The 24,568-nt window shown below is 55.3% G+C and carries 20 protein-coding genes; 9 read left to right on the top strand and 11 right to left on the bottom strand.

Going from position 1 to position 24,568, the window contains the following annotated elements:
* The first annotated feature begins 25 nt into the window (after positions 1 to 25).
* On the top strand, positions 26 to 418 hold the full coding sequence (locus tag EHV07_RS04165) for a DUF3461 family protein (protein ID WP_147195384.1): 393 nt from the start codon (positions 26 to 28) through the stop codon (positions 416 to 418).
* Between the two features lie 106 nt (positions 419 to 524).
* Here the strand turns inward: EHV07_RS04165 and EHV07_RS04160 are convergent, their stop codons facing one another.
* The 3 genes from EHV07_RS04160 to dgt all read right to left on the bottom strand — a co-directional run bounded on the left by EHV07_RS04160 (position 525) and on the right by dgt (position 4,951).
* Entirely contained in the window at positions 525 to 1,682 is a 1,158-nt protein-coding gene (locus EHV07_RS04160) for a CdaR family transcriptional regulator (protein WP_147195383.1), read from the bottom strand.
* A 170-nt stretch (positions 1,683 to 1,852) separates the two neighbouring features.
* Positions 1,853 to 3,289 (bottom strand): serine endoprotease DegP, encoded by a 1,437-nt coding sequence (degP, locus tag EHV07_RS04155; RefSeq protein ID WP_147195381.1) that lies wholly within the window; start codon positions 3,287 to 3,289, stop codon positions 1,853 to 1,855.
* 147 nt (positions 3,290 to 3,436) lie between these two features.
* Positions 3,437 to 4,951, bottom strand: coding sequence for a dGTPase (gene dgt, locus EHV07_RS04150; RefSeq protein WP_147195378.1), 1,515 nt, complete (start codon positions 4,949 to 4,951; stop codon positions 3,437 to 3,439).
* A 100-nt stretch (positions 4,952 to 5,051) separates the two neighbouring features.
* On the opposite strand from dgt, the gene mtnN reads away from it, so the two are divergent.
* The 3 genes from mtnN to EHV07_RS04135 all read left to right on the top strand — a co-directional run bounded on the left by mtnN (position 5,052) and on the right by EHV07_RS04135 (position 6,934).
* Positions 5,052 to 5,750 carry a 5'-methylthioadenosine/S-adenosylhomocysteine nucleosidase gene (gene mtnN, locus EHV07_RS04145; protein WP_147195375.1) on the top strand — a complete coding sequence of 233 codons (699 nt, stop codon included), beginning with the start codon at positions 5,052 to 5,054 and terminating at the stop codon, positions 5,748 to 5,750.
* On the top strand, positions 5,743 to 6,543 hold the full coding sequence (gene btuF, locus EHV07_RS04140; protein WP_147195373.1) for a vitamin B12 ABC transporter substrate-binding protein BtuF: 801 nt from the start codon (positions 5,743 to 5,745) through the stop codon (positions 6,541 to 6,543). The genes mtnN and btuF overlap by 8 nt, the downstream gene beginning before the upstream one ends.
* A 136-nt stretch (positions 6,544 to 6,679) precedes the next feature.
* Positions 6,680 to 6,934 (top strand): hypothetical protein, encoded by a 255-nt coding sequence (locus EHV07_RS04135; protein WP_147195370.1) that lies wholly within the window; start codon positions 6,680 to 6,682, stop codon positions 6,932 to 6,934.
* 37 nt (positions 6,935 to 6,971) lie between these two features.
* Here EHV07_RS04135 and erpA read toward each other — a convergent pair whose 3' ends face one another.
* Both erpA and clcA read right to left on the bottom strand, forming a co-directional pair.
* Positions 6,972 to 7,316, bottom strand: a complete 345-nt coding sequence (erpA, locus tag EHV07_RS04130) for an iron-sulfur cluster insertion protein ErpA (protein ID WP_147195368.1) — start codon at positions 7,314 to 7,316, stop codon at positions 6,972 to 6,974.
* Between the two features lie 81 nt (positions 7,317 to 7,397).
* Positions 7,398 to 8,828 carry a H(+)/Cl(-) exchange transporter ClcA gene (gene clcA / locus EHV07_RS04125; protein WP_147195366.1) on the bottom strand — a complete coding sequence of 477 codons (1,431 nt, stop codon included), beginning with the start codon at positions 8,826 to 8,828 and terminating at the stop codon, positions 7,398 to 7,400.
* Between the two features lie 169 nt (positions 8,829 to 8,997).
* Between clcA and hemL the strand changes: the two genes are divergently transcribed.
* Entirely contained in the window at positions 8,998 to 10,281 is a 1,284-nt protein-coding gene (hemL, locus tag EHV07_RS04120) for a glutamate-1-semialdehyde 2,1-aminomutase (RefSeq protein WP_147195364.1), read from the top strand.
* A 174-nt stretch (positions 10,282 to 10,455) separates the two neighbouring features.
* On the opposite strand, the gene fhuB is transcribed toward hemL, so the two are convergent.
* From fhuB to hrpB, 6 genes are all read right to left on the bottom strand, one after another.
* Entirely contained in the window at positions 10,456 to 12,435 is a 1,980-nt protein-coding gene (fhuB, locus tag EHV07_RS04115; RefSeq protein WP_147195362.1) for a Fe(3+)-hydroxamate ABC transporter permease FhuB, read from the bottom strand.
* Positions 12,432 to 13,310 (bottom strand): Fe(3+)-hydroxamate ABC transporter substrate-binding protein FhuD, encoded by an 879-nt coding sequence (fhuD, locus tag EHV07_RS04110; RefSeq protein ID WP_147195360.1) that lies wholly within the window; start codon positions 13,308 to 13,310, stop codon positions 12,432 to 12,434. Before fhuD ends, fhuB begins: the two co-directional genes overlap by 4 nt.
* A gap of 8 nt (positions 13,311 to 13,318) precedes the next feature.
* The gene (gene fhuC / locus EHV07_RS04105; protein WP_147195358.1) at positions 13,319 to 14,113 is read right to left on the bottom strand and encodes a Fe3+-hydroxamate ABC transporter ATP-binding protein FhuC; all 795 of its coding nucleotides are present in this window, start codon (positions 14,111 to 14,113) and stop codon (positions 13,319 to 13,321) included.
* A 45-nt stretch (positions 14,114 to 14,158) separates the two neighbouring features.
* Positions 14,159 to 16,348, bottom strand: a complete 2,190-nt coding sequence (gene fhuA / locus EHV07_RS04100; protein WP_147195356.1) for a ferrichrome porin FhuA — start codon at positions 16,346 to 16,348, stop codon at positions 14,159 to 14,161.
* A gap of 276 nt (positions 16,349 to 16,624) precedes the next feature.
* A complete protein-coding gene (gene mrcB / locus EHV07_RS04095) occupies positions 16,625 to 19,156 on the bottom strand; it encodes a bifunctional glycosyl transferase/transpeptidase (protein ID WP_147195354.1) in 2,532 nt (843 codons plus the stop codon).
* A 76-nt stretch (positions 19,157 to 19,232) separates the two neighbouring features.
* On the bottom strand, positions 19,233 to 21,674 hold the full coding sequence (gene hrpB / locus EHV07_RS04090) for an ATP-dependent helicase HrpB (RefSeq protein ID WP_147195352.1): 2,442 nt from the start codon (positions 21,672 to 21,674) through the stop codon (positions 19,233 to 19,235).
* Positions 21,675 to 21,742: 68 nt separating this feature from the next.
* Between hrpB and thpR the strand changes: the two genes are divergently transcribed.
* The 4 genes from thpR (at position 21,743) to gluQRS (ending at position 24,540) form a co-directional block, all read left to right on the top strand.
* Positions 21,743 to 22,282, top strand: coding sequence for an RNA 2',3'-cyclic phosphodiesterase (gene thpR, locus EHV07_RS04085; protein ID WP_147195350.1), 540 nt, complete (start codon positions 21,743 to 21,745; stop codon positions 22,280 to 22,282).
* Positions 22,279 to 22,983, top strand: a complete 705-nt coding sequence (gene sfsA / locus EHV07_RS04080; protein WP_147195348.1) for a DNA/RNA nuclease SfsA — start codon at positions 22,279 to 22,281, stop codon at positions 22,981 to 22,983. Before thpR ends, sfsA begins: the two co-directional genes overlap by 4 nt.
* Positions 22,984 to 23,152: 169 nt before the next feature.
* Positions 23,153 to 23,608, top strand: coding sequence for an RNA polymerase-binding protein DksA (gene dksA, locus EHV07_RS04075; RefSeq protein ID WP_147195346.1), 456 nt, complete (start codon positions 23,153 to 23,155; stop codon positions 23,606 to 23,608).
* A 53-nt stretch (positions 23,609 to 23,661) separates the two neighbouring features.
* Complete coding sequence (gene gluQRS / locus EHV07_RS04070; RefSeq protein WP_147200521.1) at positions 23,662 to 24,540, top strand: tRNA glutamyl-Q(34) synthetase GluQRS; 879 nt, start codon at positions 23,662 to 23,664, stop codon at positions 24,538 to 24,540.
* The last annotated feature ends 28 nt before the right edge of the window (positions 24,541 to 24,568 follow it).

Below are 24,568 nucleotides of genomic sequence, written 5' to 3'. Positions count from 1 at the left end.
ACCTCCCGCATAGGAAAACAAAATTATGTACGAGAATTTGAAAGGTTTGGGTATTGCTACGCCTGATGACATCGACCGCTACAGCCTGCGTCAGGAAGCCAGCAATGATATTCTGAAGATCTATTTCCGCAAAGATAAAGGCGAATTCTTCGCCAAAAGCGTGAAATTTAAATATCCTCGCCAGCGTAAAACCGTGGTCGCTGATAACGTCAACCAGGGCTACAAAGAGATTCAGGAGATCAGCCCTAACCTGCGTTACGTCATTGATGAACTCGATCAGATTTGCCAGCGCGATCGGGTGGAAGTGGATCTGAAACGTAAAATCCTGGACGACCTGCGTCATCTGGAAAGTGTTGTGACGAACAAGATTTCTGAAATTGAAGCCGATCTCGAAAAGCTGACCCGTAACGGGCGGTAATAGCCTGACTGGCCAGAAAACCGGTTTTACACGTGTGAAATCATGGTGAGATAAAACCGGTTTTCCTTTATTCAGAGAGCCTGCCCCTCCCCTAACGATTATTTCCTCACGGCTCATCATCCAGCTGTAAAGCAACATACAGCAGCAGTCTGTCATCAAAGTTACTCAGATTCAGCCCCGTCAGTTCTGAAATGCGATTCAGACGATATTCCAACGTATTGCGATGAATATAAAGCGCTTTTGCCGTTGCAGAAGGCTGAACGTTATTACTGAACCAGGCAATCAGCGTTCGTCGCAGCAGTCCGTTGTTATCCATCGTCTTCAGCTTTGCCAGCGGTCTTGAAAGCTCGTTGGCCTGCCAGCCGCCACGCAAGCTGTCTAACAGCACGGGCAAGACTAAGTCCTGATAAAAATAGCTGCGCTGCTCGGGCATACGCTGCTTACCGACCAACATCGTGGTATGCGCCGTGCGGTAAGAACGGGCAATACTGCCAGGCCCGGTAAAAAAGTTACCCAGCGCAATACGCATTCGCAAATGACCGCTTTCTTTCATCCTTGATTGCAAAAGCGCGACCCGCTTGCGGTGATCTTCCGCATCAAAACGGCCATGCGCATTAAAAGCCGGTTTCAGTACCACCATCTCAGTTAGCGAGACTATGGCAATCAGGTTATCGCGTTCGGGCGTGGTTAATAACGTTTGCAGCTGCTGGAGTTCTGACATCGCGCTGTCCACGCCAAGCTGACCGCTGTCAACCTCAACCACAGCAACCACGCGCGGTTGATTAAGATCGATACGTAAACGCTGCGCCCACTCAATAAGCGCCGGTGAAAGCGTGTCGCTGCGGATCAGATTCAATACCAGTTCTTCACGCAGGCGACTGTCCTGCGCCAGCATGTGCAGGAGTCGGGCCTGCTCCAGCATCATTTCGGCCGTCATGCAAACCAGCTCGCCATAATGGCGCAGCGACTCAGGCTCGCCGGTCAGCCCAATCACGCCCACAATCTCACCATCAATACGCATCGGCAGATTGACGCCAGGCCGCACACCGTGAAGATGCTTCGCCACTGCCTCATCAATATCTACTACACGTGCCTGAGAGAGCGCCAGCAGCGCTCCTTCGTGCAATTCTCCAATCCGCTCCCGGTCGCCGCTGCCGATTATCCGGCCGCGTGCATCCATCACGTTGACATTGCTGTCGATGATTTGCATGGTGCGGGCAACAATTTCCTGCGCCAGGCGGGCATCAAGATGATAGCTGGACATCCAAAACTCCTGAAGAACATCGTTCTGCCAGCATAACCGCAGGCGGGCAGCCCGGCATTGTGCAGGTGCACTAAGCGTGATCCAGCCTGTAAAAATGAGGGGGCTTAAGAGGATTGAGTGAAGCGGGAGAAAGGAAAGCGGTGCCGGAGCGCTGCTCCGGCACCAAACACTTACTGCATCAACAGGTAGATCGTGCTGTCGCCACGTTTAATATTTAATGCCAGCACCGAAGGTTTGGTGTCGAGAATTTTACGCAGTTCGCCCAGATTAGTGATCGCCTGCTGATTGACACCGAGGATCACGTCATCTTTCTTCAGGCCAATACGCGCAGCCGCTGAGCCCGCTTTCACGCTGTCGACCTTCACGCCTTTCACGTTCTGCGCGTCGAAATTGCTCAGATCGGCTCCTTCAATTCCCGTATAGATGTTTCCGGAGTCGACCTTAACCTGCGCGCTTTGTTGCAGTTCGACGCTGACCGTTACCGGCTTACCGTCACGAATAAGGCCCAGCACCATTTTACTGCCGACAGGCAGAGAGCCGACCTGAGCACGCAGCGCCGCGAAGCTTGAGATCGCTTTACCGTTAAGCGTTGTCACTACGTCGCCCGCTTTTATGCCAGCTTTTGCCGCAGAGGAGTTTGGCAACACCTGGCTGACAAAAGCACCGCGCTGGGCATCAACCTTCATCGCCTTCGCCAGTTCGGAGTTCAACTCGGTGCCCATAATACCCAGTTCACCGCGTTTAACCTGGCCATATTCCACCATCTGAGCCGTCAGGTTCTTCACCATATCGCTTGGAATAGCGAAACCGATACCGATATTGCCGCCGTCCGGTGCCAGAATTGCCGTATTGATGCCGATCAGTTCACCATTGAGATTCACCAGCGCGCCGCCGGAATTCCCCCGGTTGATGGCTGCATCGGTCTGGATGAAGTTTTCATAGTTTTCAACGTTCAGTCCGCTACGTCCCAGTGCTGAAACGATGCCGGAGGTTACCGTTTCACCCAGGCCGTAAGGGTTACCGATCGCGACCGTGTAGTCGCCGACGCGCAGGTCGTCAGAGTCAGCAATTTTTATTGCCGTCAGGTTTTTTGCTTCGTTTAACTGGATCAGGGCAATATCGGAGCGCGGATCTTTCCCGATCACTTTCGCATCATATTTACGCCCATCGCTGAGCTGGACCTGAATTTTGGTTGCGTTATCAACCACATGATTATTGGTTACGACGTAGCCTTTAGCCGCATCGATGACTACCCCTGAACCCAGCGCACGGAATTTTTCCTGCTGGGTATCGGCGCCGCCCTGATCTTGCCCTTGCCCGCCGCCCTGACACATTGGCGAACTTTGGAAAGGTGACCCGTCCTGACAGAAAGGCGAGTTACCGCCGAAAAATTGCTGGAACTGCTGGGGCAAACGAGGTGTGCGTACCGTTGTGCTTCCTTCAACGTTGATACTCACTACTGAAGGCATCACTTTTTCTAACATCGGCGCCAGGCTGGGCAGCTGCTGGCTGGAAGAAGAAGCAGTTTCTGCTGCAGTGGCGATAAGCGGGTTCATCGCCATTCCCAGGCTCAGAGCCAACGCGCTAGCTAAAAGTGTTTTTTTCATGCGTCTGTTTCTCTTAATGATCCAATTATGCAACACTAATATGGTTGTGATAATGAGAGTCAATTTTTAACGCTTAGTTCATGTAAAAGTTTCAGCTAAAAGTAAAAATTTATTCTCTCTCTTTACAAAAGACCGCCACGGAATACCTTATTCCACCGCCATCAGACGACGATATTCATCCCACGCATAAAGATCGGTCATGCCACTCACATAATCCTGTAGAAGACGGGCACGATAATACCGCTCCCAGAGCAGCCGTTCAAATCGATGTTCAATATTCAGATTACGCATATGGACCGAATACGCTTTCCGGTGCTTTCCAGATAATTTATGGAATAAGCGTGTTTCAATTGGGTAATCTTTATGGAAATCTTCATTAATCAAAATGTTAAAATCAGCATAAGACATCGCCAGTAGCGGCTGATATATATTCAACAATCCTTTGATAACCTGATAACCCTGAAGCTCAAGCTGCTCAACTTCCGCATGGTTGAATACGTGCTTTCTGGCAACCGTTTTGAATAAATTAAGCAGCTGATTCTGATCGCCTTCATCTTCCAACAGAGAATAATTAAAGCTGCCCTGATAAATATGCTCGATATTATCGACGAAACGTCTGACCGCATGTTCGACCAGCACCGACTGGACTTTTACCCGCAGCTTCATAAAAAAGGTGTCGCTGCGACTGCGATAGCGCTCTTTGCTCTGCGCCTCATTGTAAGCTGACTCGACTATCTTTACAAAAAGGTCATCAGACTCAACCTTCTTTTTCTTTTTAAGAGATGCCCATTCATCTTTCAGGAATCCATACAGCTGATCCACGCTAAAGATTGCTTTTTCAACGGCGTCATCCAGGTCGGCAATACAATAGGAGATATCGTCCGCGGCTTCCATAATATAGGTTAACGGAAAGCGATGGTACTGTGCCGTATTTGTCGCCTGCAATAATTCCGCAACATATTTCTCTTCTGATAAATAGTATCCGGGCTTTTTCATCAGCGTACTAAACTGCTCGGGTTTTTCTCCCTGAAACCAGGCCGGAGCAGTATATTTTAATATACAGGCAACCTGCACATAGGAAAGATTGAGTTGTAACAGCGTATGGACCAGCCGAATAGCCTGCGCATTCCCTTCAAAATGACAAAGATCCTGACGAAGGCGGCCATTCATAGCGAGGAATTTTTCGCTCAGCTCGTTATTATCCACCCCCGCATTTTGCGGCTCAATCAACAGGCCAGGAAGATTAACTCTGAACCAGTCGTTTATTGCCGCTTCGCCGAAATGGCCAAAAGGGGGATTCCCCACATCGTGGAGCAGGCACGCCATTTCAATAAGGCTTTCAAATGCACCGGTCAGATCGGTCAGGCCATATTGCGCCAGGCCTCCGGGCTTCTCTTTTAAAGCCTGAACGATCTCTTTGGCGATATAGCGGCCGGTTTGCTGAACCTCAAGCGAATGCGTCAGGCGCGATCGGACGGCGGCATTTCTTTCCAGCGGAAAGACCTGCGTTTTTTGCTGGAGTCGCCGGATAGCAGCAGAATTAATAATCCGCCCGCGATCGCTTTCAAAATGGCGAGTGATGAAATATTCCCCTTCCGGCCGCTCGCGGTTATTAAAGGGCCGCTCAAAGCTAAATTTCGTCCTGAAATCGATTGCAGACATAGTTGCCCTCCTCTGACTGGCTTCCGCCAGGTTGCAATTAATCATGGTAAACTATGCACTACATTTGACGAGTTGTTCTACAACAATAGCGAGTATCCCTATGAAAGCAGGCATTATTGGTGCAATGGAGCAGGAAGTAACCCTGCTGCGTGACAAAATTGAAAACCGTCAGACCCTCTCGCTGGCAGGATGTGAAATTTATACCGGCACGCTGAACGGCGTAGAAGTGGCGCTACTGAAATCGGGTATCGGAAAAGTGTCGGCGGCAATGGGCACCACGCTGCTGCTGGAGCTTTGCAAACCGGATTTCATTATTAACACCGGTTCTGCTGGCGGTCTGGCTTCCACGCTGAAAGTAGGCGATATCGTCGTCTCCGACGAAGTGCGTTATCACGACGCGGACGTCACTGCCTTCGGTTACGAAGCGGGCCAGATGGCAGGTTGCCCGGCAGCCTTTACTGCTGATGCCAAACTGATTGCCGCCGCAGAAACCTGCATCGCACAGTTGGGATTGCATGCGGTGCGCGGTCTGGTTGTCAGCGGCGATGCCTTTATTAACGGTGCCGAACCGTTGGCCCGCATTCGTTCGACCTTCCCTGCGGCCGTTGGTGTTGAGATGGAAGCCACTGCAATTGCCCACGTCTGCCATCAGTTTGCCGTACCGTTTGTCGTGGTTCGTGCCATTTCTGACGTGGCTGACCAGGAATCCCATCTGAGCTTTGATGAGTTCCTGGTCGTGGCCGCCAAACAGTCTTCGCTGCTGGTGGAAACGCTACTGACCCATTTGTCCCGTGGCTAAATTTTTTGCCGCCCTGCTGCTGCTGTGCTGCTTTAGCACGGCGGCGGCAATTCCTCCACGCGTTATCACGCTCGCGCCTAATCTGACCGAACTGGCTTTTGCAGCAGGCATCACGCCTGTTGGCGTCAGCGCCTGTTCAGATTATCCGCCCGCGGCCAAATCGATTGAGCAGGTTGCCAACTGGCAGGGGATCAACGTCGAACGCATCATCGGACTAAAGCCGGACGTGGTACTGGCCTGGCGCGAAGGGAATCCGCAGCGACAGGTTGATCAGCTGACAGCATTCGGCATCAAAGTGATCTGGATGGCACCCACCTCGGTCAGTGAAATGATCGACAGCATCCGACAGCTGCAATCCTTTAGCCCGCAGCCTCAGCAGGCCCGACAGGAAGCGTTGCATCTTCAGCAGCAGTGGGATGCGTTGCAACAGCGCTACAAAGGTGTCAGCAAACAGCCGGTCTTTTTACAGTTTGGTCAGCAGCCACTGTTTACGGCTTCGCGCAATACGCTACAAAACGAAGTTCTCACGGTCTGCGGTGGCGAAAACATCTTTGCCGACAGCCGCGTAGCATGGCCGCAGGTCAGTCGCGAACAGGTGTTGATGCGTCATCCGGCGGTGATAGTGACTGGCGGAGAAGCCGATCGGGTCATGGCGATAAAAGCGTTTTGGCAACCGCAGCTAAACGTTCCGGTTATAGCTTTACATGACGACTGGATTAGCCGACCAGGACCACGTATTATTCTTGCTGCTCAACAATTATGCAGCCAACTGCAAAGCGCGCGAAATCGCTGAAACGGATCAGCCTGTACTAAAGGACGGCTAAAGTTTCGGCAAAAAGTGTCGTTAATAGAGTAACGAGGCGGCGAGGTTTTTATAATTGCTGCCCGGATTCAGGGCTTACGTCCTTTACACCAGGATCTCTAAAAAAATGAAAGCCGTTTACCTGGCCCTTGGCCTGATGATGGCTGGTCATGCCTGTGCTGCCTCAATTACCGGCAGCATTGGGGTCAAACTGACCATTTACTCGCAATGTCACATTGACGGGCAAAGCACTACACCAGCAGCTTCGCCAGCGATAGACTGCGGGCAGCAGGTTGCAGCGCAACCTAAAGTTACGCAAACGATGGTTTCACGCAGTAGTGAAACAGGTCGGGTCTCGAAACTGGTAACAATAGAGTGGTAAGCAAAACCCCGATGGCGCAAGCTTCGGGGTTTTTTATTTAGATGCTGAAGGAAGAACCACAGCCGCAGGTCGTTTTCGCATTCGGGTTAGTCACCACAAAGCGGGAGCCTTCCAGCCCTTCGGTATAATCTACCGAACCGCCAACCAAATATTGCAGGCTCATTGGGTCGACAACCAGCGCCACACCCGCTTTTTCAATCGTCATATCGCCGTCGTTCACTTTGTCGTCAAAGGTAAAGCCGTACTGGAAGCCGCTACAGCCGCCACCGGTGATATAAACGCGCAGTTTCAGATCGGGGTTTTCCTCGTCTGAAATCAGATTCTTGACTTTACTGGCCGCTGCTTCGGTAAATTGCAGGGGCAGAGCTATTTCGTCACTCATTTAACACTCCAGTATGCCTACGGGCGAGAGGTCATAAATCGACCATCAATCGCACCATTATCTTATACACCAGTATAGCAATCAAGTATCGGCCCGTTTGGCTGCCGGATACGTGGCACTCTGTGCTGCCGCATCATCGACCTGTTGCTGCCGCGCCAGCGTTCGGGCCAGTAGCGAGGAGTAAAGCGGTTTCCCACCTAAAAACTGTGCCAGCAATGTTGCCCCAAGGCAGGTAATAATCATCGGCAGAATAAGCTGGTAATTATCAGTCATTTCCAGCACCAGTACGATGCCGGTTAGCGGCGCTCTGACCGAGGCGGCAAACAGCGCGCCCATCCCGGCGATGGCAAAAGTACCCGGTTCGAGATGATAAGCCGGGAACAGCGCCGCGCCCGCCATACCAAACGCCGTTCCCAGCAGCGTTCCCAAAGCCAGCATGGGAGCAAAAATACCGCCCGGCGCGCCGGATCCGAAGCAAAGCAGCGTGGTTGCCATACGCGCAATAAAAATAAACAGCAGCATGCCAACGCTATAGCTGCCTGCCGCCGCAACGGGGATCAGGTTGAAACCACCACCGGCTGCCTCAGGCTGGATGACCCCAAGCACGCCACAAATACCGCCGAGCACCGCGCCAATTATCAGCACCTTTTTTAAATTGCCGCCGTGCAGGCGCTGAAACATATCCTGCGTCTTGAAAATCAACGCATTAAACGCCACGCCCACCACGCCAAAAATCATGCCCAATACCAGATAGAGCCACAGCGTGTTAACCGGCGAATTTGCCAGTTTTCCGACGGCGATCACCGCGTGTTCCCCGTTGAAAATGCGGAATACCACGCTCGACATGATAACGCCAATAAACACCGCTTTAATCGAGATTACGCTGTAGCGAAACTGTAAACGCATCTCTTCGATGATAAACAGAATGCCCGCCAGCGGCGCGTTAAAGGCTGCCGAAAGCCCGGCTGCCGCGCCGGTAGCCAGAAGAGAATGGCGGGCTTCGGCACTTTTCATGCGGAAAATATCCAGCACCATTCGACCAATATTACCGCCAAGCTGCACGGTTGGGCCTTCGCGCCCCAGAACCATACCGGCACCCAGCGTGCCCATCCCGCCGATAAATTTTACCGGGATCACCCGCCACCAGCGAACCGGCCGTAGCTCCTCAAGCGCCCCTTCAATTTCCGGGATGCCGGAACCGCCAGCTTCAGGCGCGAAGCGCCGCACAAGGTAATAACCCACCACGGCCAGTAGCGCCGACAGGATAAAAGCCAGCGGAAACAGCAGGATCCAATGCGTTTCTACATGGGCAAGCACACTTAGCCGCCAGTGACTGACAGCATTAACCGCTTTCTCAAACCCGACGCCCACCAGGCCTGCCAGCGTGCCGACGACACCGGCCATAATCAGTACCATCACCGGCGTCTTGTCTCGCCGTAATAACAGGCGCAGGAAGTCGCCACGTCGTGCAGGAACTACGCTTAACTGGTCAGAAGAGGGAGCCGGATTCATATTTAGTCAGTATCAGGTAAGGGGAGCCTGATATTTTACTTACCTGACTCCCGATGTCGCGGAAAAAAGTTGTCCTTCTGTGTCAAAAACGCGACTGGCCTTTTAACCCGGCCGCATGTTCCCTTAGAATGGCGGAGTTTTTTTATAATGCATCCTCAGGAGCGGAACCATGAGTAAGTCTGAAAATCTGTATGCTCAGGCACAGCAACTAATTCCCGGCGGCGTCAATTCCCCGGTACGCGCCTTTACCGGCGTTGGCGGTGTACCGCTCTTTATCGATCGCGCTGACGGTGCTTATCTGTATGACGCGGACGGCAAAGCCTATGTGGATTATGTCGGTTCGTGGGGGCCAATGGTGCTGGGCCATAATCACCCGTCCATCCGCAACGCGGTGATTGAAGCGGTTCAGCGTGGTCTGAGCTTCGGTGCGCCTACCGAAATGGAAGTGAAAATGGCGCAGCTGGTCACCGACCTGGTACCAACCATGGATATGGTGCGCATGGTAAATTCCGGCACCGAAGCCACCATGAGCGCGATTCGCCTGGCGCGTGGCTTTACCCATCGCGACAAAATCATCAAATTCGAGGGCTGCTATCACGGTCACGCCGATCATCTGCTGGTTAAAGCAGGCTCCGGCGCACTGACGCTGGGCCAGCCGAACTCACCGGGCGTCCCCGCTGACTTCGCTAAGCACACCCTGACCTGCACCTATAACGATCTGGATTCCGTACGCGCCGCGTTCGAGCAGTATCCGCATGAAATCGCCTGTATCATCGTTGAGCCAGTCGCGGGCAACATGAACTGCATTCCACCACAGCCGGACTTCCTGCCAGGCCTGCGCGCGCTGTGTGACGAGTTTGGCGCATTGCTGATTATTGATGAAGTAATGACAGGCTTCCGTGTCGCGCTGGCTGGCGCACAGGCGCATTATGGCGTGGTACCCGACCTGACCTGCCTCGGCAAAATCATCGGCGGCGGCATGCCGGTTGGCGCATTCGGCGGGCGTCGTGAAGTGATGGAAGCGCTGGCGCCGACCGGCCCGGTTTACCAGGCTGGAACGCTGTCCGGTAACCCAATCGCGATGGCGGCCGGTTTTGCCTGCCTGAGTGAAATTGCTAAACCTGGCACCCATGCCACGCTGACCGAACTAACGACTCAGCTGGCAGAAGGGCTGCTGAAAGTGGCAAAAGAGACCCATATTCCGCTGGTCGTTAACCACGTAGGCGGCATGTTCGGCCTGTTCTTCACCGATGCGTCAGAAGTGACCTGCTATGCAGACGTGACCAAATGTGACGTTGAACGCTTTAAGAAATTCTTCCATCTGATGCTGGAAGAAGGCGTGTACCTGGCACCTTCCGCGTTTGAAGCCGGCTTTATGTCGCTGGCACACAGTCAGGAAGACATTCAGCGCACCATTGACGCGGCACGCCGCAGCTTTGTTAAGCTGGCCTGAGTAAGCAGTTAGCTGGTTAGCAAAACAGAGTGCGACTGCGCGGGGAACACAGGCCGCTCGTAAAGACGCAAAAAGCGCCGTCTATGGCAGCTCGACTCGCACCATCCATGGTGCGAGACGCTTTATTCCCGGCCTGTGTTCCCCGACTAAGCTCTGAGCCGTTTCTACAAAAACTCACACCTTCCGCAGCAGATAGACAAAGTAAGGCGCGCCGATAAACGTAGCCAGTAATCCCGCCGGAACCTGTGCCGGAAAAGCCACCATCCTGCCGCACCAGTCAGCCACTGCCATCAGTCCACCGCCCAATAGTGCAGCCATCACCAGCTGAGGTAATGCACGACGGAAACCGGTCATTCGGGCAATATGCGGCGCCATCAGGCCAATAAAACTCAGCGGGCCGATAGTCAGCGTTGCTGCGGCCGTCAGCGCAGCCGCCAGCAGCAGCAGTGCCATACGTGCAGGTTTTAACGCAACGCCCAGTGAGCGCGCTGTTTCGCCGCCCAGCGGCAGCAGCGTCAACCAGCGTCGGCAGAGCGGCGTTAGCGCCAGCAGCACTAACGCGACAAGAACCGTCCGCCATGCCTGAGCGGCATCAACGTTGTAAGTGGAGCCGGAAATCCACGTCATTAAATCCGCCATCCGTGGATCGCCACTGGCCATCAGCAGCAGCAGCAGCGTGGCGAATGCCGTACTCAGTGCCATCCCTGCCAACAGCATACGCTCCGGCGAGAAACCGCCACGCCCGCCAACAAAGGTAATAACCAACAGCGTCAGCGCCGCGCCCAAACTGCCCGCTGGCAGCAGCCAGCCAAACGCGTCACCGGGCACCAAAAACAGCATTACCACCACGCCAAATGCCGCACCGGAACTGATCCCCAATACTTCGGGACTGGCCATCGGATTGCCGGTCAGGCGCTGAACGATACAGCCCGCAACGCCAAGCATCATTCCGGTAGCAATGGCAGCGGTCAGGCGAGGCATGCGCCATGGCAGCAGCTGCTGCCAGAGTTCTCCGCTGGCCCAGTGCCAGCCGTGGGCATCACGTCCAAAGCTCAGCGCCACCCCGGCCAGAAGCAGCAATATCAGCGTGCCGGCCAGGCTCCAGCCCAGCACATGATGGCGCTCAACCGGCACATGGTCGCCCTGGTTCATCGCTGGCGGCGCGGAGGAGGTGCGTAAACGCGGCAACAACCACAGCAGCAGCGGTGAGCCGATAATAGCGGTCGCCGTTCCGGTTGACACTTCCCGCCAGTTAGCGGTTAACCAGATGACGCACTGATCGGCCAGCCACAGCAGCAGCATGCCGATCAGCGGTGCCAACAGTAGCCGACTGAGCAGCCGTCTTGCACCGAGCATTTTTGCCAGCAGCGGCGCAAACAGACCAATAAAGCCGATGATTCCTGCCGCATTGACCAGCTGCGCGCTCAGGACAATCGCCAGCGCCAGCACGCCCAGACGGGTGAGCGATAACGCCAGCCCCAGATTTTTCGCCACGCCGTCATCCAGACCCAGCAGCGTCATCGGACGCAGCAACAGCAGCGAGAGCAGAAAGCCCACCAGCAGTTTCGGCCAGAGAAAACTGACGTTGCTCCAGTCCATCTGATTTAGCGTGCCGGTGCCCCACAGAAAAATATTCTGCAACCGGTCATGGTTAAACAGGCCGATTATCTGATTTACCGCGCCGCAGTAGAGCGACATCACCAGGCCAGCCAAAATCAACGTAACCGGCGAAAGCCGTTTTCCCCAGGCAATGCCAAACACAATCAGCCCGACGAAAATCGCCCCGCCCATCGCCGCCATTTGCTGTACAGCAAGACCGCCCGGCAGGCTCCAGAGCGCCGCGACGGTCAGACCCAGCTGCGCGCCCGTTGCCACGCCCAGCGTGGTCGGCTCCGCCAGTGGATTGCGCAGTACCTGCTGGAACAGCAAGCCGACCAGCCCCAGCCCTGCGCCCACTAACAGCGACAGCGCCAGACGCGGCATCAGGCTGTAGTGAAACAGCATCTGGTCAATACGATCGGGCTGAGCGGCATGCAGCGTACTGAGCCATTGAGAAGGCGGCAGCTGCTGGCTAAAATTGTCATATGTCAGGCTTAACGCCAGTACAAACAGCAGCGTTAACAAAATGACCGGGAAACGTAGCGACGTTCTCATGCTGCCCCCAGCGCGCTGTCCAGCGAGCGGCAGAAACGCATTGCCGACAGCGTTGCGCCATAAAACCAAACCTGCGGCACCCGACGGAAGCGGTTTTCTTTCACAAAGGAAAATGACTGCCAGAGCGGCGTTGATGTTACCTGCTGCGTTAATGCATCGTCGCCGTGCGCGAAACAGATCGCATCAACATTGCTCAGCGTCGCCAGCCGTTCGATGCCAATCACCGCGCTGCCCCAAAAGTTGGTTTCACCCTGCCAGGCATTTTCAATTCCCAGCTCGTCCATCACTTCCAGAAACAGGCTGCCCTTGCCAAAAACCAGCGCGTGGCGAGGATCAAGCAGCGACATCAGCAGCACCGGCCGCTTTGCCCTGCCCGCCAGACGCTTTTTCGTTTGGGCAAGCGCCGCGTCAAATTCCACCAGATGCTGCTGCGCCTGTGGCAGACGGTCGAGGCGCTCAGCCAGCTGCAAAAGCGACTTGCGCGCCATCGTTAGCGGCTTACCGCTGTCATCGCTAAACGCAAAACCCATTACCGGCGCGATGCGTTCAATCTTCTCTTTCGCGGGCCCGTAGCCGGAAGAATAAAGGATCAGCGAAGGCTGCATCTGGATCATCAGTTCAAGGTTGGGCTCAGTGCGCAGACCGACATCCACGGTGGAGGCGGGAAGCACCGGTTCACCGACCCACAGTCCGTAATTATACATTTCGGCAGCGCCTACAGGCGCCACGCCCAGTGCCATCATCAGCTCGGTCGGTAGCCACTCGAGGGTAATGATGCGCTGAATATCAGGCCGGGCTGCCTGCACGCGTAATGAGGGCAGCAAAGGCGAAAGCGCCATCGCCATCAGCAAACGGCGGCGAAAATAGTTCGGCATAAAATCCCTTAGTAAACAAAGCTCACCGGCGTAACGCCGTCTGGGTGAGGCAAAATTCCCATCGGAATACCGTAAATGCGCTGAAGCACGTCGGGCTGCATAATCACGCTGGCATCGCCTTCGGCAATCATTTCACCCTGGCGTAGCGCAACAAGGTTGTCGCAGTAGCGTGCCGCCATATTGATATCATGGAGAACGGCGATCACGGTTAGCCCGCGCTCACGACTGAGCCGCTGAATCAGCGCCAGTACCTCAACCTGATGGGCGATATCCAGCGCGGAAGTTGGCTCATCCAGCAGCAGGCAGCGGCTGTTTTGCGCCACCAGCATCGCAATCCAGGCACGCTGCCGTTCACCGCCGGATAAGCTGTCCACCAGCCGTCCGGCAAAAGGTTTCAGTCCTACCAGGCTGATGGCTTCTTCTACCCGCTCACGATCCTCGTGCCCAAAACGGCCCAGCGCGCCGTGCCACGGATATCGTCCCATCGAGACCAGCTCACGCACCGTCATCCCTTCCGCAGGCGGCAGCTGCTGCGGCAAATAGGCCACGGCGCGAGCGAACATCTTGCTTTGCCATTCACCAAGCGGTTTACCGTTCAGCATGACTTTGCCACTGGTGGCTTGATAGTGCCGCCCCAACAGTTTCAGCAATGTTGATTTGCCGGAACCGTTATGACCAATCAGGCCGCAAACTTTACCGGTTGGGAAAGCGTGCGTTAACGGTTGCAGAAGCGTTCGGCCGGGAACGGCAAAGGTCGCGTTTTCAAGCGAGAAGGTAGTATCGGACGAGTGCGAAGAATGCATAACGGTCTTCTGATTGGCGGGTGCGGCGAACCGCACCCGGATAGATTAGAAACGGAACGTGGCTGTACCGACGATCTGACGTTCAGCACCCCAGTAGCAAGCGTAATCGCGATAGCAGCTGGCGACATAGTCGCGATCGAACAGGTTGTTGACGTTAACACCCACGGATGAGCCCGACAGGCCGAAACGGCCCAGGTCATATTTCACCATCGCATCCACGGTGGTATAGGCAGCGACGTTAAAGTTCTGGTTCGCATTATCGCCGGTACTGTACAGACCTTTGCTTTCGCCGACATAACGTACGCCGACACCGGTGGTCAGGCCGGAAAGCGCCGTTTCGTGGAAGGTGTAGTCCGCCCACAGCGAGGCCATATTTTTCGGCACCTGAACCGGCGTTTTTCCTTTCAGCAACGTATCGTGCGTGTATTCCGCATCGGTGTAGGTGTAGGACGCGGTCAAATCGACGTTAGCGTTAACGGCGGCCTTAGCTTCCAGCTCCACGCCGCGCGAACGGATCTCACCACCCTGATTACTGAACCGCACATCGGCAGGATCCGCCGTCAGGTTTTTGGTTTTAGTCAGCTGATAGAGCGCGCCGGTAATCACGATTGGGCGATCTTTCGGCACATATTTCACCCCGGCTTCATACTGCTTCGCGCGGGAAGGATCGAACGGCTGGCCGCTTGATGTTGTGCCGGAAGTTGGAATAAAGGATTCGCTGTAGCTGAAATAAGGTGCCACGCCGTTATCAAACACGTAGTTCAGGCCGCCGCGCCAGGTGAAAGCCTGATCGTGGCTTTTGACCAGGGTGCTGGCGTCACGGTTAAATGCCGAGGTCATGGCATAATCGTAACGCGCGCCCAGCGTCATCACCCAGCGATCCCACTCCATCTGATCCTGCGCATAAAGCCCGGTCTGCTCCTGCTTGTTCAGGTAGTGATAAGGGAAAGTGATAACCGTGCTGTCATTACCATACTGCGGATTCAGCGCGCTGAGCGAGGAGGCTGAACCGAAATTGGCGTTGATATCGTTGCGGGTACGCTGGTAATCCACGCCGAGCAGCAACGTGTGATCCAGTGCGCCAGTGGCGAATTTAGCCTGCGCCTGGTTGTCTACCGCAAACTGATTCAGTTCTTCTTCAGAACCGGCGTAGCCACGCGTGATGCTGTTGGTATTGCTGTCAAAACCATTACCGTAAATGCTGCGGTAATCGGTGCGCAAATCGGCGTAGCGCAGGTTCTGACGCACCGTCCAGGTGTCGTTAAAACTGTGCGAGAAGCTATAGCCAATCATTTTTGTGTTGCGTGAAATCTTGTTGCTGGCCTCGCCTTCGTCGAAGTCCGTACCCAGCTTGTGCTGTTTACCGTTAGCATCCGTTATTGGCACCACGGTGCCCTCACGAGGCAGCCAGCCGTAATAGCCGGTTTCAGGCTCGTTCTGGAAATAGGTCAGCAGCGTAAAGTTAGTATTGGCATCCGGCTGCCAGCTGAAAGAAGGCGCGATGGTGTAGCGCTTTTCCTTCTGCATCTCCTGTTGCGCATCCTGGCTACGCGCCAGGCCGGTTAAGCGGTAAGAATAAACGCCGCTATCGTCCAGCGCGCCGCCAAAGTCAAAGCCGGTCGAGAACAGATTATCGGTTCCCATCTGGAACTGGACTTCGCGCAGGGTTTCAGTTGTTGGCCGCTTGCTCACCAGCGAGACGACGCCGCCTGGATTGCTTTTCCCATACAGCACGGAAACCGGGCCACGCAGCAGTTCTGCGCGCTCCAGGAAGTAAGGATCGATAGCGAATTCAGAGTAGTTATCGCCCTGTAACTTCAGCCCATCGAGATACTGGTTAGTATTGGTTTCGCTAAAGCCACGAATCGACAGCGCATCAATCACCTGTGAGCTGCCGCGATTACCGGTCATCACGCCAGGCGTGTAGTTAAACGCTTCTTTTACCGTGTTGACGTTACGCGTTTCCAGCTCATCGCGCGTCACCACAGAGACCGACTGCGGATTCTTCTCGATTGGCGTATCGGTTTTGGTGCCGGTTGCACTGTGCTTCGCGGCGATAGTCGGTGCCGGGCCCCAGGCGCTTTCCTGCGGAGCGTTGGCAGCATCGGCGCTAACGGTAAGGGTTTCTTCGCCAGCCGCAAAAGCCGATGCGGAAAGACTCACTGCAACAAGGATCGCCAGTGGACGTAATGGGGTCGCTGGCGGGGACAAACGTTTCAAAGACAAAGTAGCCATTAGCATTTCTCTGAATCAAAAAGATGGAATGTAAACGCGAATTATTATTATATCGATTCGATAATATGCGAATTTCCGGAAAAGCTGCAAGAACAAATCCAGCCTGTTCCTACTGTCTGATGGCTGAATAGCCTGATGTTAATTGTGGAAAACAGAGTGGTAATCGGAATGTGATGATGAAAAGCGTATTTTTATTATTTAGTTAGCGGGAATCGGTTCAGATATCAGGCAAAAAAAAGCCGGTTTCGAGGAAACCGGCTTATCGCTACAGGTCAGTTACTTACCAAACATATCTTTGATCCAACCTGCCACGCCATTACTGTCTTTCTGCTCGTCCTGTTGCTGTTGCTGCTGCTGCTGCTGTTGCTCCTGCTGCTGCTGTTGCTCCTGCTGCTGCTGGACTTGCTGCTGCTGTTGCTGACACAGCGCGTTAGCATCCGTGGTCCAGACTGGCAGCGTACGCCAGCTGCTGCTGCCCGTGCCGCAGACAAAGTTACCGGCGGAATCAACGCTCATCGGCGCGATATCTTCCGGCGGCGTCGGCATCAGCGGCATTGGCGTCTGGTTATCCAGATAGCGACGGTAAATCTGCATTGCGCCGCTGGCACCATACAGTTTGGTGGTCTGGTTGTTATCGCGACCAATCCAGGTGATGGCGACTTCTTTGCCATCCACGCCCGCAAACCAGCTGTCGATCTGATTGTTGGTGGTGCCGGTTTTCGCTGCCAGATGCGCTTTTGGATAACGTGCGCCCAGCGCATGGGCCGTCCCTTCCTGCGCCACCTGCTGCATGGCATACAGCGTCAGATAAGCAGCCTGAGCCGGTACCGCGCGCTCCGCCTGAGGGAAGCTCTGATACAGCACCGTGCCGTCTTCAGCAATGACCGAGCGCAGCGCGGAAAGCGGTGCACGGTTGCCGCCGCTGGCAATGGTCTGGAACGCCTGCGCCACTTCAACCGGCGTCAGGTTCAACGCGCCCAGCAGCATTGACGGCACCGGGTTCAGCTGATCTTTCGCCACGCCCAGTTTGGTCCAGGTATCCACCACCTGCGGCAGTCCCAGCGTCATCCCCAGATTTACCGTCGGCACGTTCATTGAGTGCGCCAGTGCATCAACCAGCATCACCTGGCCACTGAAGCGGCGGTCATCGTTCTGCGGTTTCCAGATCTGGCCATTTGGCTGTTTCAGCGCGATAGGGTTATCGGCGATCCAGGTATTCAAACGGTAGGTGTCCGGCTGGCTGAGCGCGGTCAGGTAGGTCGCGGGCTTGGCCAGAGACCCGATTGAACGGCGAGCCTGCAAGGCGCGGTTATAACCGGCGAACTGCGGATCGGAACCGCCAACCATTGCGCGCACTTCCCCACTGAAACGGTCAACAATCACCATCGCCGTTTCCAGATCGTTCAGGCCACGCTGTTTACGCAGCGCCGGGATCCCATCTTCAACCGCTTTTTCGGCCGCATCCTGAGAAACCGAATCCAGCGTGGTGAAAATCTTCACGCCGGAAAGATCTTTCACTTTGTCGCCGAGCTTCGCCTGAAGCTCGTTACGCACCATCTGCATAAACGCAGGCTGAGGCGTAATCACGCCGCCTTTCGGCTGCACGCCCAGCGGACGTGCGCTGAGCATGTCGTACAGCTCCTGATCGATCACTTTCTGCTGCTGCAACAAACGCAGCACCAGGTTACGTCGCTCCAGCGACAGCTTCGGATTGCGCCATGGATTATACAGCGACGCGCCTTTCACCATGCCGACCAGCAACGCCTGTTGATCAAGGCTCAGCTCGTCGACCGGACGGCCGAAGTAGTACAGGCTTGCCAGCGGGAAGCCGCGGATCTGATCGTTACCCGCCTGGCCCAGATAGACCTCGTTCAGGTAAAGCTCCAGGATGCGATCTTTGCTGTAACGCGCATCCATAATCAGCGCCATATAGGCTTCGTTAGCTTTACGCCACAGCGAGCGTTTGTTGGTGAGGAACAGGTTCTTCACCAGCTGCTGCGTCAGCGTACTGCCGCCCTGCACTGCCCTTCCCGCCGTGATATTGGCCAGGAACGCACGTCCAATAGAATAGAAACTAATGCCATCATGCTGATAAAAATGACGGTCTTCGGTCGCCACCAGCGTATCTACCAGCAGATCGGGGAAGCCCGCGCGCGGCACGAACAGTCGCTGCTCGCCGTTTGGCGATTGCAGCATGGTGATCAGACGCGGATCGAGGCGGAAGAAACCAAAATCACGGCCGCTGTCGAGATTTTTAATTTCACTCAGGGCGTCGTTACTGAAAGTCAGTCGCGCACGGATCTGCCCTTCTTTGCTGTCCGGGAAGTCGAACGGACGACGGATCATCTCGATGCTGTTCGCCTGAACGGTAAACTCGCCAGGCCGCGTCATGCGCGTCACTTCACGATACTGCGTGCCTTCCAGCAGCGCGATCATCTCTTTCTTGTTATAAGACATGCCCGGCTCAAGGCTGACCATACGACCATAAACCGTCGCCGGTAACTGCCAGACTTTGCCATCAATACGGCTGCGGATCTGTGAATCGAGGTAAACCCCGTACACCACCATCACCACTATAAATACCAGCAGCAGCTTCAGTAATAAGCTCAGCCAGCCCCTCTTTTTGCGCGGTGGGCGCCCTTTTCCTTTACGTGGCACGGGTTCTGCCTCCTCATTGTTATGATTGTCATCCTGAAAATCAGCATAATTATCGTGTTCGTCATCCCTGCGGCGACCTCGTCCCGCTTTGTTACGCGGGGGTTTGGGCTGTTTACCTTTCCGCCCAATAGGTTCGCGATCGTCAGACATTCTTCTCTTCTCTCCAGGGCCGCATACTTTGTTCTTACACTCGCTGCTTCGGAACGGGAACCTTCCGAAACGCAGCTCAGGAAGGCGCAGAATACTTTTTCACGCGCCGGGTTGGCAGCGCGTTGGCCGGATCGTCTGGCCAGACGTGCTTCGGATAGCGGCCTTTCATCTCTTTTTGTACTTCGCGGTAAGCGCCCTGCCAGAACGCCGCCAAATCACGGGTAATTTGCAGAGGACGCTGTGCGGGTGAAAGCAGCTCCAGTACCAGCGGGATCCGTCCCTCGGCCACGCAGGGATTGCGTGCTTCGCCAAACATCTCTTGCAGGCGCACGGCCAGCGCGGGCGGCTTGTCAACATCGTAGCGAATGGCAAGCCGGCTTCCGGTGGGCACAGTGTAATGAGTTGGCAACAGAGTATCCAGCAGCTGACGCTGAGACCATGTGAGTAAATGTAATAAGGCGCTTACGGTGTCGATCTGCTTTAAGCCTTTCGCATCGCGCACGCCGCTCATTACCGGCAACAGCCATTGTTCAAGACCGGCAAGCAAATCGGCCTCTCCGGCAGCAGGCCAGTTTTGCTCGGGTAGCCAAAGCGAGGCGCAAACCAGACGGATACGTAACTGCTCGGCGGCAGGCGTCCAGTTAAGCACCGACAAACCCTTAAGGCGGATCCAGCGCAGCATCGCCGGATGCAGATCCGCTTCATCGGGTTTACTTAACGGCTGCGCCTTCAGCACCAGCTCGCCAATCTGCTCGCGTCGCCAGGCGCGCAGCGTGCCGCGGTCATCATCCCATTCCACTTCGGTATGCTGTTCGACCAGCTGAGGATGCTGAGCCGCAAGCGTGGCGATCTCTATCGGCATCGCCTGCAAAATTCTGGCATCAGGCTGCGCGTTTCCCTGCAACAGGCCGGGCGCAATCAGCCATTCATAGCGGGTTAAGGCTTCATCGTTATTAAGCATCGCGCCCATGCCGTTTGCCAGCTGATAACGCCCTTCCGCGCCGCGCCGACGAGCAATGCGGTCGGCAAAAGCAGAGGCAAGCAGCGGCGCAATCAAATCGCTGTCCGCTTTGCCGTTCTTAACCTGAAGCCGTTTTTGTAACTGGGCTGCCCGTTTCTGCCAGTTAGGCTGGCTGCGATGAAAACTGTCCCGCAGATCGGCACTGCTCCGTGCGGGTTCCTCCAGCATCGCCACCAGCAGCGCGGCCGTTGCCACTTTTGCCGGGTCGTTACCGGCAGCGATCAGCATGGCGGCAAAGCGCGGCTCGCTACCGAGTGCGGCCATCTGTCGTCCTTTGCTGGTCAACTTGCCCGCGCCGTCCGTTGCGCCTAACTGCTGTAATAACCGCTGTGCCTGATGAAGACTGGCCGCAGGCGGCGTATCCAGCCAGGTAAGCTGCGCGACGTCATGGCAGCCCCACTGCAACAGATCCAGCCACAGCGAGGCGAGATCGCTGTTAAGGATCTCTGCGTCGCTGTGGACTGCTGCCCGCTCCGCCTGTTCTCTGGCGATCAGATGCAGACACAGCCCCGGCTCAAGACGGCCCGCACGCCCCGCACGCTGGATCATTGAGGCCTGGCTAATACGCTGTGTTTGCAGCCGGGTCAGCCCGGTGCGGGCGTCGAACAGCGCCGTGCGTTCCAGCGCGCTATCCACGACCAGCCGAATACCTTCAATGGTCAAACTGGTTTCGGCAATATTGGTTGCCAGCACCACTTTACGGCGACCCGCTTTGGCGGGAAGAATCGCTTTGCGCTGTTCGCTCAGCGGCAACGCGCCGTATAAAGGACAGAGATCGACATCGCTTCCCACCCGCTCGCTAAGGTGTGTCTGGACACGCCGTATTTCTGCAACGCCGGGCAAAAACAGCAGCAGCGAACCCGCCTGCTCATTCAGCAGCTGGCTAACCTGCCGCGCTACCGCCTCATCAAAGCGATAGCTGGCGGGCAGCGAAGTATAGCGGCGTTCCACCGGAAAGGAGCGGCCTTCAGAGACAATCATCGGCGCATCGGGCAGCAGCGCCTGCAAGCGCTGATTATCAAGCGTGGCCGACATCAGCAGGATTTTCAGGTCATCGCGCAGTCCCTGCTGCACGTCGAGCAGCAGCGCCAGCGCCAGATCGGCTTGCAGGCTGCGTTCGTGAAATTCATCCAGGATCACCAGCGACACGCCTTCCAGCATCGGATCCTGTTGCAGCATACGTGTGAGAATCCCTTCGGTGACCACTTCCAGACGCGTTGCCGGCCCGGTGCGGCTTTCTGCGCGCATGCGGTAGCCCACCGTCTCGCCCGGCTCCTGCCCAAGCTGTTCCGCCAGCCGCTGCGCCACATTGCGGGCAGCCAGCCTGCGTGGTTCCAGCAGCAGAATGCGCCCGCTGAAGTCGGCCTGCTGCAAAATTTGCAGCGGCAGCCAGGTTGATTTTCCCGCGCCGGTTGGGGCAGCCAGCAGCACCTGCGGCGCATCCCGTAAGGCCTGTAACAATTCTGATAAAACGGCACTAACCGGTAATGAACCCACGTCTCTGCTCCTGGCCTTAATTTGTCGGGCATTGTAGCATTCCTGTTTCTGGAATACCGGGGAGCACCATGAGTGAGCAAAAAAGGCTGTTTTTCGGCATCGCGCTGCCGGAAGAGAGCAGGCAGAGCTTAATAAAATGGCGAGCCACTACCTTTGCGGAGGAAGCGGGACGTCCTGTTGCCGCAGCGAATCTACACCTGACGCTGGCCTTTCTTGGTGAAATCGGTGAAGAAAAAGGCCGGGCGCTACGGCAGATGGCCGGACGTATCAGGCAATCTCCTTTTACCCTGACGCTGGATGATGCCGGGCACTGGCCGCGCTCGGGCGTCGTCTGGCTGGGGCCAAAGCAGGCGCCGCGCGGCTTGCTCCAGCTGGCCGGGATGCTGAGATCTCAGGCCGCCCGCAGCGGATGTTATCAAAGTCCTCTCCCCTTTCATCCACATGTCACATTACTGCGTAATGCTACGCAGCCGGTCACGTTGCCGCCGCGTAATTTTCGCTGGCAGTTTCGCGTCGAGCGTTTTGCGCTGTTCGAGTCGGTTTTTGCTAAAGGCCGGACACGCTACAAAACGCTGGCAGACTGGGAACTGAAGCAGGATACGGAATGAAATTTACGCCCGCGCTGAAGCCAGCGACGCTGATCAAACGTTACAAGCGCTTTCTGGCCGATGTGATCACCCCTGAGGGGGAAGAAATGACCATTCATTGCGCCAATACCGGTGCAATGACCGGCTGCGCGACGCCCGGCGATACGGTGTGGTATTCGACCTCGGCAAGTTTAACAAGAAAATATCCGCACAGCTGGGAGCTGACGGAAACGCAACAGGGCCACTGGATTTGCGTGAATACCTTACGCGCCAATACGTTAGTTAAAGAGGCGCTGAGTACGCACACTATTCCGGAATTGTCCGGTTACACCAGTCTGCAAAGTGAAGTGAAATACGGCGCAGAAAAAAGCCGTATTGATTTCCTGTTAAAGGCAGACGACCGCGTCAACTGCTATATTGAAGTCAAATCCGTGACGCTTTTACACCAAGGTAAAGGGTATTTTCCGGATGCGGTTACCGTGCGGGGCCAGAAGCATTTGCGTGAACTGGCGAAAATTGCTGAAAATGGCCAGCGCGCGGTGATGTTATTTGCCGTTCTGCACTCGGGGATTGAGGACGTTACCCCGGCGCGTCATATTGATGCACGATACGCAGAACTCATGGCACAGGCGCGTGCAAGCGGGGTTGAAGTGCTTTGTTATAAAGCGCAGTTATCACCTGAAGAAATTATCCTGCAAAAGAGCGTGGCCGTTGAGGGATAAACTGCTGTAATTGGAACGATCTCTATATTGTGCCAAATACGCTTTTACTCACAGCCTTGTCAAGGGATGTTCAGGAATAATTGCCAACCTTTATCGCTTCTGCTATTTATAGCGACCTGTTTTTATCCCCGCTGGGGATCGATAGTGCGTGTTATCCAGGAGAAACAGCATGCAAGAAGGGCAAAACCGTAAAACCTCGTCCCTGAGTATTCTCGCCATTGCTGGCGTGGAGCCTTATCAGGAGAAGCCGGGCGAAGAGTACATGAATGACGCCCAGCTGGAGCATTTCAAGAAGATCCTTGAAGCCTGGCGCAATCAGCTCCGGGATGAAGTTGACCGCACCGTGTCGCACATGCAAGACGAAGCTGCCAACTTCCCCGATCCGGTTGACCGGGCTGCACAGGAAGAGGAGTTCAGTCTTGAACTGCGTAACCGTGACCGTGAGCGCAAACTGATTAAGAAGATCGAGAAGACGCTGAAGAAAGTGGAAGATGACGATTTCGGCTACTGCGATTCTTGTGGTGTAGAAATTGGTATTCGCCGCCTTGAAGCACGTCCTACTGCCGATCTTTGTATCGACTGTAAAACGCTGGCGGAAATCCGCGAAAAACAAATGGCCGGTTAATGGCTAATGGATTGTGCAGTGAGGCGCCTGCTTCACTGCCTGTCTCATCCTCTATGTACAACGCTTACGTTGGGCGTTTCGCCCCCTCTCCTTCCGGTGAACTGCATTTCGGCTCGTTGATTGCCGCGCTCGGTAGCTATCTACAGGCTCGCGCGCATCAGGGCAAATGGTGGGTTCGCATTGAAGATATCGATCCGCCTCGCGAAGTGCCCGGCGCGGCCAAACGCATCCTCACCCAACTGGAACAGCACGGTTTGCACTGGGATGGTGAGGTTCTCTGGCAGTCTCAACGTCATGAGGCCTATCGCGACGCGCTGGCATTTCTTCAGCAGCACAATCGTAGCTATTACTGCACCTGTCCGCGTAGCCGTATTCAGCAAATTGGCGGTCTTTATGACGGCTATTGCCGAAACCGACATTGTGGCCCGGCCAACGCGGCATTACGGCTACGACTGGATCAGCCAGTTGAGCAATTTCATGATAACTTGCGTGGGTTGATAACGGCAGATCCCGGGCTGGCGCGTGAGGATTTTATTATTCACCGGCGCGACGGATTGTTTGCTTATAATCTGGCCGTAGTGGTGGACGATCATTTTCAGGGCGTGACGGAAGTTGTACGGGGCGCCGACCTGATTGAGCCAACGGTCCGGCAGATTGCGCTTTATCAGCAGTTTGGCTGGCAGGCACCGGGCTATCTGCACTTGCCGCTGGTGATTAATCCAGATGGCAATAAGCTTTCCAAACAGAATCACGCGCCGCCGTTGCCGGAAGGCGATCCGCGTCCTGCATTGGTAAAAGCGCTGCACTTTCTGGGTCAGCCGGTGGAACAGGGATGGCGGGATCGACCGCTTTTGGCATTATTACAGCAGGCGGTGATGCAGTGGGATGTTGCGAAGATCCCGCAAAAGGATGCTTCGCTGCTAACACTGTAGCGGATTAATTTTAAGCGTCAGTGAGACG

Origin of the sequence: Pantoea sp. CCBC3-3-1 (assembly GCF_007981265.1) — a bacterium.
Taxonomy (GTDB): domain Bacteria; phylum Pseudomonadota; class Gammaproteobacteria; order Enterobacterales; family Enterobacteriaceae; genus Erwinia.
The sequence above is the reverse complement of the archived record's forward strand: the minus strand, read 5'-3'. Positions and strand labels throughout refer to the sequence as shown.